We start from the raw sequence: 11,134 nt of genomic DNA, 5'->3' as shown, positions 1-11,134 counted from the left end.
TATCAGTGCTTTGCTCCCGACATAGAACAGTTTCATATTATTAACCACCTTACCGGCGAAGAAGTACCTGGCAACCGCAATGTACTGGTAGAGTCAGCGCGCATTGTGCGTGGCGAAATTAAAGCGCTTGATGAACTAGACGTCGCACAATTTGACGCCCTGATCATACCCGGTGGGTTTGGTGTTGCGAAAAATTTATCTAACTTTGCAATAAAAGGAGCCGAGGCAAGCGTTAACGAACAAGTGCTTACTGCCTGTAAGGCGTTTGCCAGTGCAAATAAAGCGGCGGGCTATATGTGTATTGCCCCAGCACTGATCCCCTTTATTTACACTAATGCGCAACTCACCATAGGTGATGATAGCGATACCGCCGCGGCGCTGACCACATTAGGGGCGCAGCATACAGAGTGTGCAGTAGACGATATTGTTATTGATCAACAACATAAGCTGGTGACGACCCCCGCTTATATGCTGGCAGAATCAATTCTTGATGCCGATGCCGGTATTGCAAAACTGGTTGCTAAAGTAGTTGCACTTAGCTAACTTTTACGCACCGACAAGCCACTAGAGGCTGACTGATAAAACAGCACAAACTCGCTAAAAAATAGAGTAAGGTGCTGTTATTATTGAGTTAACGCAGATATTAAGCGATTTTATCAATAATATTCTATTCTTGGCGTTTTATAAATTGCTGAGGGGGGTTATAATTGGTTTAAATTCCGTCATTTATATTCGTGATCGATCACGTTCAAATTGAAGTGGGCAAGGCAAAATGAAAAAACTATCAGCTGCGGCATTACTCATGCTAGCAACCACCGCATACGCACAGCCATATGATAACGCTATGACTGAAGATGCCATCAAAAAACGTCTCGCACCAATCGGTGCTGTTTACCTAGAAGGTGACAAAGCGGCAGCGCCTGCTGCACCAACGGGCCCACGCTCTGGTGAACAAGTATACCAAGCAGCGTGTTTTGCCTGTCATGGTACCGGTGCTTTAGGCGCTCCTAAGTCGGCTGATGACTGGTCACCACGTCTAGCCAAAGGTAAAGATGTACTATTAGATCATGCGCTTAACGGCTTTAACGCGATGCCTCCTAAAGGAACATGTATGGATTGTTCTGACGATGAAATCAGCGCCGCTATCGATTTTATGACTAGCAAATAAAGTGTAGTGCAATCTATAAAAAGGCTTACCGACTAGGTAAGCCTTTTTTAATGCCATTACGGTTAGTTTTAACATCAAATTTGCCCAAGATATACTTGACGTCCATGGTTAAAAATGAAATTATAAGGTTAATAACTATACAAAAATAACACAACTGGTTAACATTCATTGGAAGATAATCTCACAGTACCCAGTAAGTTAGCACATCAAAATAGGCGTCTTAAAGCGCTACTGAAAAAGTACAAACACACCCATCATTTGCAAAATGCACTGATCCAATTATCAGAGCAGGCCAGTACTGTGCCTGAGTTAGCCCAGTTATACCCCGCTATACACGATATTTTACAAAAGTATGTGCCCAGTAAAAGCTTTTATGTGGTGTTAGCCAATCCCGATAGCGGTATTTTAGAGCTGTCTTATTTTTCCGATGAAAAAGATGGTATTGCCGTTGCGCTCAAGCAGCAAAACAGTTTCAGTGAAGGGGCTACCGGCTACGTATTTAAACAAGGTAAAACCACTTATTTTACCAAGCAACAAATGCAAAATGCAGCCGATGAAGGCCTGTTTAAAGCGTTAGGCACTCCCGCAGAGCACTGGGTTGGCGTACCCGTATATCAGTCTAAACATATTATTGGCGTACTTGCAGCGCAAAGTTATGACACTAAACAGGGATATAGTGCTCAGCAAATACAATTACTTGAAGTAATGTCGCTGTATTTAGCTACCGCCATAGAGCGCGTTAAAAAGCGCGAGCTACTCGAAGCCGAAGTTAAAATTCGCACCCAAGCGCTGACACAAAGTAACGCTGCACTCAACCTTGAAATAGAACAGCGTAAACGTGTATTACAACGTCAGCAAATTTTATTCAAAATATCGGAGCTGGCCACACAGGCGAATAATATTGATGATGCTTACTTACAAATTCATCAAATTATAAAATCGATAACCTACGCCGAAAATCTTTACATTGCTCTGTATGACGAACAATCGGGCTGGATCAGCTTTCCTTATTACGTAGATGAATATAAAAAAGATACCCAACCGCGTCGCTTTGCAAAAGGCTATAGCGAACTGGTCATTGCTACAAAATCAACTCAGCTAATAGATTCTCAAAGAGCACAGCAATTAATTCACAGCGGTGTTATTGAACGCACCGCTCCCACGGCTAAGCACCAAATGGCTACCAGTTGGTTGGGTGCGCCACTGAAAACATCCCAAGGGGTTATTGGCTTAATTGTTTGCCAAGCTTATAACGACCAACATGTTTTTACTCAGGATGATTGCGAACTGATTACTTTTGTCTCGCATCAAATTGCCACGGTATTGCAAACAAAACTCGCTAACCAAGCGTTAAAAAAGAGCCTCCAAGAGCTCGAGTTTCGTGTCGATGAAAAAACCAAAGCGCTACGCCAAGCTAATTTGCATTTACAAATGCAAATTGATGAGCGAAAAAAAATAGAACAACAGCTTTACCACGATGCCCATCATGATTCGCTTACCGGCTTACCTAATCGCAGTTTATTTTTAACTCAACTTGAAAAAGCCTTGCAGCATTACCAGCGCTTTGTCGATCAGCATTTCGCGGTATTATTTATTGATTTAGATAAATTTAAAAATATTAATGATCAGCTAGGCCATCAGGCCGGTGATCAGTTTTTAATTCGCATTGGCGAGCTACTCAGCGAATGTATTAGAGAGCATGATTTGTTGGCCCGCTTAGGGGGCGATGAATTTGTAATTTTACTGACTCATTTAACGCAACCGCAGCAAGCGGAAGATGTAGCAAGCCGCATTATTAAGTTAATGGAAAAACCGCTTATATTAAAAGGCACTGCATTACAAAGTGGTGCAAGTATTGGCATCACTTATTCAAAACAAGGCTATAAAAATACCGATGAAATCATTCGTGATGCCGACGCCGCTATGTATTACGCAAAAAACGCAGGTAAAAATCGTTACGAATTATTTCATCCGCTATTAACACAGTCACTCACGCAACAGCACAGTAACGCGCAGCATAACTTAGAGCAACTGGCGATGAGCCTAAGGCGCGCCGATATCATCACCCTAGATGAAGATAATCAGGCGGAAGTATTACTTGAAGCGTTCGGTGAACACCCTGTGCTGGGTCATGCCAGTTTTGAAATATTAAAGAAATTTGCCAGTAATAAAGAACAGCACTTTAAGGTTGAATTACAGCTACTGCAGCAAGCGTATACACACGCCAGCAATGCTAATTTACATAGCGCTTTATTTCCTTGTTCTGCTTTGCTGTTAGAGCAAGGTAAGTTTCACTTAGTTAGCGAGCTATTAGCGAAACTTAACGTTAAAAAACAACTGTGTTTGCTGTTTGACGAACAAGAAATACGCTATGCCAGCGCCACACAACTAGAAAATTTAGCGAAACTTTCAGCGCTTGGTTATTCTATTGGGCTAAATAATTTTGCGAAAGACCGCTGTGAACTGAACTTACTAACCGAGCTACACTTTGATTACTTACTGCTCAGTTCAACCTTTAGTAAACGTGTATTACAGCAAGACAGTGTGGGGTTACAGCTGCAAGGAGTACTCACAATTACCAGCATAAGTAATACCAAAGTGATTGCCAAAGGCCCTTCAATTTTGAATTTTAGGGCGCTATTAGACAAACACGGCTTGGCATATTTTGTTGGCCGACAGCACGCCCTGTTAGACACAGAGTCAGGTGCACAACCAAGTCATCAATCTCAGCAAAATTAGCATGAGACGCTCGCGTTACTATTGCGGCTTTTTGAGCATAGCGCGTAAATTGGCCACACGGGCTTGGCCTTTTTCCATACGCTCTGCTTGCGTGTTAGGGGCTTTTTTATTTTCAAACGCTAAATCATCTTGTGGTAGCTCTTGTACAAAACGGCTGAGTTCAGTGTCTGACGTTTCGCCAAATTGGCGGCGAATTTTTGCATAGGTTAAGGTTAGCTCCTGCTGTGCACGGGTGATACCTACATAAGCTAAGCGTCGCTCTTCATCCACATTATCTTCATCAATACTGACTTGATGCGGCAGTAGTCCTTCTTCCATGCCCACCATAAATACATAAGGGTACTCTAAGCCTTTGGAGGCGTGCAATGTCAGCAACTGTACCGCATCGCTTTCGTCTTCTTCTTCGTTACGTTCGAGCATGTCGCGTAGGGTGAGTTTACTCACTACTTCAGCCAGCGTCATTGGCTCGTTATCGGCGTCGCCAGTGAGCATATCGGTGATCCAACGATACAGCTCCGAGACATTTTTCATCCGCATTTCGGCGGCTTTAGCACTGGGCGATGACTCGTACAAGTAGGCTTCGTAGTTAATTTCTCGCACTAAGTCTTTTACCGCTTCAAGGGTATCGCCACGCACCGCTCTATCTGAGAGTTCAACAATCCAGCGCGCAAAACCAGCTAGCGCATTAAAACCACGGCCTTTTAAGCGATAGCCTAAGTCGTTATCAAAACAAGTAGCAAATAAGCTCATATGTTTTTCATTGGCTAAGGTGCCAAGCTTTTCCAGCGTAACTGTGCCTATTTCACGACGCGGCGTGTTCACAATGCGCAAAAAGGCATTGTCATCATCCTGATTAACCAGTAACCGCAAATACGCCATAATATCTTTAATTTCTGAACGCGAGAAAAACGACATACCGCCACTAATTTTATACGGAATACGGTTACTCATTAACGATTTTTCAAAACCACGTGCCTGATGGTTACCCCGGTATAAAATAGCGTAATCTTTATAACTGGTACGCTTCATAAACTTATGGGAAATAATTTCAGCCACCACACGCTCAGATTCATGCTCTTCGTCACGACAACCAATCACCTTAATGGGTTCACCATAGCCCAGCTCACTGAATAGCTTTTTCTCGAACTCATGTGGGTTATTGGCGATCAGAATATTGGCCGCTTTTAAAATACGTCCTGCACTGCGGTAGTTTTGCTCTAACTTGATCAGCCTAAGCCCCGGGTAATCTTTACTCAACAACACCAAGTTTTGCGGCCGCGCGCCCCGCCAAGAATAAATCGATTGGTCGTCATCCCCTACCACAGTAAAACGGGCGCGTTCACCAACAAGTAATTTAACCAATTGATACTGGCTGGTATTGGTATCTTGATACTCATCCACCAGCAGGTACTTAAAGCGTTGCTGCCAGCGCTCACGCGAGGTGGCATTATGCGTCAGTAATAAGGTGGGGATCATAATTAAGTCATCAAAATCCAACGCATTATAGGCGCGTAGCTGATTTTGGTAACGCGCATACAGTTGCGCAAATAACGCTTTTTGGGGTTCTCTGGCTTCGGCGATTGCTTGCTCAGGTAAAATAAGTTCGTTTTTCCAGCTACCAATTTGCATTTTTAATAGCTTCAGCAGGTCTTTGTCTTTTTCTAATTCTGCTTCGGTCAATTCAGTTAACAGCTGGTTGGTATCTTGATCATCAAACAATGAAAAGCCCGGTTTAAAACCCAAAGTCGTTAATTCTTTTTTTATGATCTCCAACCCTAAGGTATGAAACGTAGAGACCCACAAGCCTTTTGCTTCTTGCTTGCCAAGCGTTTGCATTACGCGCTCACGCATTTCTTTGGCGGCTTTGTTAGTAAACGTCACGGCGGCCACATTACGCGCTTTGTACTCGCATTTTTGCACTAAATAAGCGATTTTATTGGTAATAACACGTGTTTTACCCGATCCCGCGCCCGCTAACACCAGGCAGGGGCCACTGATATATTTTACCGCTTCATCTTGTTTAGGGTTGAGTTTCATAGCCACCAAAGAGAATTACACAAAGACGGGCAATTTTAACGTAATCACTACAATACGCCTAGCCAATAAGGTAATATTAGTTATTATCATTTTAGGCACTACGCACAGGATACACATGATCAATCCAGCAAAACTTGAAGAAATTGCCAAGCAAATTACCAGCAATATGCCTCAAGGGGTAAAAAACCTAGCCGATACACTCGAAGGCAAAACCAAACAAGTGTTACAAAACAAGCTTGCTGAGATGGACTTTGTCAGCCGCGAAGAGTTTGATGTGCAAAGCCAAGTGCTTATTCGTACGCGAGAAAAACTGACGGCATTAGAAGAAAAAGTAGCGCTGCTTGAACAGCAACTTAGTGCTAGCAACAACACTGAATAATGGCTAACTAACTAGCCAAACGTAAAAAGGCAGCTGCGGCTGCCTTTTGCTTATCGGTTATGTAAATAGCTCATCAAGCACATAGTAGCGCAGTGCTTCGCGTTGCTCTAGGCTGACCGCAAGCATTTTTTGCGCAACGCGTTCGCCGGTGATCGGTTTATACGCGGCTAATAAGGGGAGTCGAGTGACTAATGGCAGCAGCACACTGCCGATAGTCTCAGCAACCCTAAACTGCTTTCGTTTACCCACCAACAACGAGGGTTGAAAAATACTAATGCGTGAAAAGTGCAGCGGCTTTATTTGCTGCTCTAACTGCCCTTTCATTTTTAAATACTGACTACGGCTGTGTGCGTTTGCCCCACTTGATGATACTAAACAGTAGTGTGCTAGCTGGTTGTTAGCCGCCAACTGGGCGGCAATAAATTGATAGTCAAAATCAACTTTACGCTGCGCCGCGAGGGAGCCCGCTTGTTTGCGCGTAGTACCTAAGCACGAAAAAAGCACATCGCCTTTAAATAACCGGCCGTAATTGGTTAACTTATCAAACTCAATAACATGGTTAACTAACTTCGCATGACGCACTGTGAGTTGACGACGGGTCAAAGCAATCACCTTTGAAAAGTCAGGGCTGTGCAGTAGCTTTTGCAATAATTCATGCCCTATTAACCCTGTTGCTCCAATCAGCACCGCCGTTTTTGTCATGGCGCTAATTATCCGTGATCTATTTTTTCAAATACGTGCTGCACCGCTTTTTTGTATACGTCGGCTTCTTCAGCTGCGCATGTTACTACCGATTCTAAGTCATGTAAGTGGCCATTTTCTAAACCGTATACCCAGCCATGAATCGATAAATCTTGGCCACGTGCCCACGCATCTTGCACTATATTGGTACGCGATACATTACGTACCTGCTCAATCACATTCAACTCAATTAAGCGGCTTAAGCGTTGCTCTTCTGGCAGGGCATTAAGTTGCTCTAAGTGTTTTTCTTTGACATCACCAACATGACGCAGCCAATTATCAATAAAACCAAAACGATCTTCGTTAAGCACCGCTTGTACACCACCACAGCCGTAATGGCCCACCACCATGATGTGTTTTACTTTTAATACTTCTACGGCGTACTGCATCACCGATAAACAGTTATGATCTGTGTGCACCACCACATTGGCAACATTACGATGCACAAACAGCTCGCCCGGCAGTAAGTCAACAATTTGATTGGCTGGCACGCGTGAATCAGAGCAACCAATCCATAAATATTCGGGATTTTGCTGCATTGATAATATTTTAAAGAAGTTAGGATCCGCCTTGCTTGTGCGATCTGCCCAGCGTTTATTGTTGTCGAATAAGTTTTTTAGTTTTCTCATTGCATCTCTTTTTTAGTCGAAGACGGTAACTGTGCCAGGATCAAAATATTACGCGGTGTTAACTGCTTTTCACAAAACGTTTTAACACTGACCTGATACCCTTGTTGTTGCAAATATAAAGCACGATCGAGCACAAGCCAAACTTCTATTGCTCTTCTGAACACATGTCGAACCAGTTCAATGCGTTCTGTTACTTTTTTTCGCGCCTGACCAATGAGTAAAAACTTATTATAATCAACTTGTTGCGGTAGTTTAAGGGACTTTTTTTCAGCCGCCCATGCACAAAATGATTTAAATGAATCTGAGAACACCGCTTTATTAACCGAAGGCACACTAACGTAATGTTGCTCTCCGGTAATCGATTTTCTCAGCGCATCAAACCCGAGCCGCCATTCTACTTCGGTTTTACGCACTTTAGCGACCCGTGACGGTGCGGTTACCGTTTCTTGTAAGGCAAGTTTTAAATCGCGATGGGTTAAATTAAGCTGGCTTTGCTGTGCTAAATTACTCATCGCTTGATACTGCATCGGCGTAAATAAATGATAACAACAGGGCGAAAAACTCAATTGCGCCACCTTAGCCGCACTGGCCTGTTGCATAAATGTTTGATGCAAGCCGCCGCAGGCATGCAATGCCACAGCATGAATATCGCGCTGAAAAAATGCTGCGGTATTATCGCTGAGCACATCGGCCTGACTAAATTGCATCGCCAGTCCTTGCTGCTGCGCAGCGTGCTGCCCTTGCTCACACAAGTGTGCTTGCAGCTCAATACTGTGGACACTTGGCGCGCCATTAAATGCCAGCATTCGGCCTAAATGACCTTTACCTGCACACCATTCTAAAACGGGCTGGTTACTGGTCGGTAATGCCGATACAAAATCTTGTAATTGCTCAAATTTACGGCCCTTAATGCCGTTACTCAGCCAAAACGGGTAGTCGCTACGCGAGGGTTGCTCGCTTGGTAGCGCTGCCAACTCAGCCAGTGCGGCAAGCGGGCTTATATAGCTGCGAAAAAATTGGTACAGCCGATGTTGCTCACTGTCTAACTCAGCCACTTGTAAATCGGTTAAATTATTGAGCGGCTCACGTAACTCAGGCCAAGGGATTGCATCAAAATCAAAGGCGGTACACTGCCAATATTGGCGTGTTTGGCTTAACACGGTATCAAGTGCAGAAAACTGCTCAGCTAGGGTCATAACAACTTAGGATAATAAAACACAGTTAATTATAGCAGTTGATGCCCGCTATTATTAAGCAGTTATTTATTGCTAAACATTAAACGTAAATACAGTGGAATAGACACAATACTAATTATAATCGCTGCAATCAGCATCCAAGACAATTGCAGTGTGTCTTGATCTTGGTAGTTATAAATAAAACTAGCTTTCACTTCGTTAAAGTCGCTTTGTTCAATACCGTATAAATCGGCGATTAATCGCCACTTAGCCATCGACATATGGCCGATATTCGTACTGGGGGTGCTAATGTAACCTTTTAACAGCTCGGCTTCATACGCTAAGTGATGAAAACTTTTATGGGTGGCATAATATTGCTGAGTAACGCCAATTGCTTCATCCATATTCATCAACGCATAGCGCCAGCCTCTTAAACTTGCCTGATAAAAGCTTTCGACTGTTTGAGGGTGGTTTTTGAGCATCGCTTGGCTGGTAAATAAAATATCGGCATAGACATCCATACCGTACCTTTGGGGACAAATTAAGCGATGTGCGATACCTTGCTGCGCCATATAATAGGGTAAGTCGGTGATATACACTTGCAGTGCATCAATTTCATTATCGATCCAGGCGCGGGTTGCATTATCTCCTTGGTAAAAGGTTAAAGTATCGGTATTAATGCCGCTGCGTTGCAGCATGATTAATAACTCCGCGGCCTCTTTTTTACTTATTTCGGTTACGCGTTTACCCATAAAGTCACGGGCATGAAAAATATCGGACGTGTCTTTCACCATCCAACAATAAGGTGAAAACTGTAACATGGCAGCCATAGCCACAAACGGCTTACCGGCAACACGCTGCTGTAATACTCCCGAATGAGCAATGCCAAACTCTGCCTCGCCTCGCGCTACCGCACCAAAACTGTCGGGCATACTTTGCTCGGCTGGCAAAATGGTGACATCGAGACCGACCTCTTCATAAAAGCCTTTATGTTTGGCCATGTAATAACCAGCAAATTGAAACTGATGGGTCCATTTTAATTGTAATGTCACAGCTTGTTGCGCGTGTAATTGACAACAAACCAGTAGCATAACGGCTATTAATCCTTTAACTAGCAACGCAAGCACCTCAAATAGATGATTAATTTTTTACTATAGCATCTGCTTAGCGCAGTTTCAGCTGAAATCAATAGTGCAAGAATAGATAAGCACCTCGAAAGGTGCTTATCAACAAAGGAAGCTTAAGCAGAGGCCAAATTATCGGTTTTATTAACCTGCGGCTGTGACGTTAAAAACTGCGTAAAACACGGGTTTTGAGTTTCATCTTGAACGCTATAACCTAGGCGCGTTAAATGCTCGTTAAACACCTCATATTGGTTAGGCTCAATAGCAAACCCCGCTAAAACATTACCGATAGAGCCACCATGATTACGATAATGAAATAAGGTGATATTCCAGTTACTGCCCAAAGTATCTAAAAAGCGCGCCAGCGCGCCGGGGTATTCTGGAAATTCAAAGCGTAACAGGCGCTCATGTAATTGCTCTGGCGCTTTTCCTCCCACCATATAACGTACATGCAATTTAGCCAGTTCATTATCTGATAGGTCGCAAAATTGATAATGGTTAGCCGCTAAGTCTTGCTTGAGCTCTGCGAGCTCTTGCTCGCCTTGACGTAGCGCAATACCAACAAAAATTTGCGCTTCGCCGGGGCCTGCATAACGGTAATTAAACTCGGTAATGGCACGTCCGCCTAACGAGGCACAAAACTGTTTAAAACTGCCTTTTTGTTCCTTGATGGTCACCGCTAACAAGGCTTCATTTTTTTCACCTAACGCGGTACGCTCAGCAACATAACGCAGGCGATCAAAGTTTAAGTTAGCGCCCGACAGTACGGCGGCCAAATGCAGCCCTTTTTGTCCCGACTGCTGACTCCATTTTTTAAGGCCTGCCGTCGCCAATGCACCTGATGGCTCGGCGATGGCACGAGTCGACACAAAAATGTCTTGCATTGCCGCACATATTTCATCACTGCTAACAGTAACGACGTCATCACAAAACTTTTGTGCTAGGCGAAATGTTTCCGCACCAATAATTTTCACTGCTACCCCATCGGCAAAACTGCCAACCCGCTCCAGCTCTACGGGTTCACCGGCTTGCAACGCCGCTTGTAAACAGGCGCTTTCATCGGCTTCAACCCCTATTACTTTTATATCAGGGCGCAACGATTTGATATACACCGCCATGCCAGCTAATAAGCCGCCGCCACC

General features: G+C 43.9%; 10 protein-coding genes. 4 read left to right on the top strand and 6 right to left on the bottom strand.

Annotation, left to right across the window (positions count from 1 at the left end; genetic code table 11):
• The 3 genes from elbB to ABYB02_RS10355 all read left to right on the top strand — a co-directional run.
• Positions 1-543 (top strand): isoprenoid biosynthesis glyoxalase ElbB (gene elbB / locus ABYB02_RS10365; protein WP_372762387.1); only part of this gene is annotated, 543 nt, incomplete at its 5' end.
• 229 nt (positions 544-772) lie between these two features.
• Positions 773-1,168, top strand: coding sequence for a cytochrome c5 family protein (locus ABYB02_RS10360; RefSeq protein ID WP_372762386.1), 396 nt, complete (start codon positions 773-775; stop codon positions 1,166-1,168).
• Between the two features lie 168 nt (positions 1,169-1,336).
• Complete coding sequence (locus ABYB02_RS10355; protein ID WP_372762385.1) at positions 1,337-3,907, top strand: diguanylate cyclase domain-containing protein; 2,571 nt, start codon at positions 1,337-1,339, stop codon at positions 3,905-3,907.
• Positions 3,908-3,925: 18 nt separating this feature from the next.
• On the opposite strand, the gene rep is transcribed toward ABYB02_RS10355, so the two are convergent.
• A complete protein-coding gene (gene rep / locus ABYB02_RS10350) occupies positions 3,926-5,944 on the bottom strand; it encodes a DNA helicase Rep (RefSeq protein ID WP_372762384.1) in 2,019 nt (672 codons plus the stop codon).
• A 115-nt stretch (positions 5,945-6,059) separates the two neighbouring features.
• On the opposite strand from rep, the gene ABYB02_RS10345 reads away from it, so the two are divergent.
• Entirely contained in the window at positions 6,060-6,323 is a 264-nt protein-coding gene (locus ABYB02_RS10345) for an accessory factor UbiK family protein (RefSeq protein WP_372762383.1), read from the top strand.
• A 57-nt stretch (positions 6,324-6,380) separates the two neighbouring features.
• Here ABYB02_RS10345 and ABYB02_RS10340 read toward each other — a convergent pair whose 3' ends face one another.
• The 5 genes from ABYB02_RS10340 to ilvA form a co-directional block, all read right to left on the bottom strand.
• Positions 6,381-7,025: a short chain dehydrogenase gene (locus ABYB02_RS10340; RefSeq protein ID WP_372762382.1), complete on the bottom strand. Its 645-nt coding sequence runs from the start codon at positions 7,023-7,025 to the stop codon at positions 6,381-6,383.
• Between the two features lie 8 nt (positions 7,026-7,033).
• Entirely contained in the window at positions 7,034-7,693 is a 660-nt protein-coding gene (can, locus tag ABYB02_RS10335) for a carbonate dehydratase (RefSeq protein ID WP_372762381.1), read from the bottom strand.
• A complete protein-coding gene (locus ABYB02_RS10330) occupies positions 7,690-8,889 on the bottom strand; it encodes a methyltransferase (protein ID WP_372762380.1) in 1,200 nt (399 codons plus the stop codon). The genes can and ABYB02_RS10330 overlap by 4 nt, the downstream gene beginning before the upstream one ends.
• 62 nt (positions 8,890-8,951) lie before the next feature.
• Positions 8,952-9,959, bottom strand: a complete 1,008-nt coding sequence (locus ABYB02_RS10325) for an ABC transporter substrate-binding protein (protein ID WP_372762379.1) — start codon at positions 9,957-9,959, stop codon at positions 8,952-8,954.
• A gap of 149 nt (positions 9,960-10,108) precedes the next feature.
• Positions 10,109-11,134 (bottom strand): threonine ammonia-lyase, biosynthetic (ilvA, locus tag ABYB02_RS10320; RefSeq protein ID WP_372762378.1); only part of this gene is annotated, 1,026 nt, incomplete at its 5' end.

Source organism: Pseudoalteromonas sp. (genome assembly GCF_041613455.1).
Classification (GTDB): Bacteria; Pseudomonadota; Gammaproteobacteria; order Enterobacterales; family Alteromonadaceae; genus Pseudoalteromonas.
This window is presented reverse-complemented; position numbering and strand designations above follow the sequence as displayed.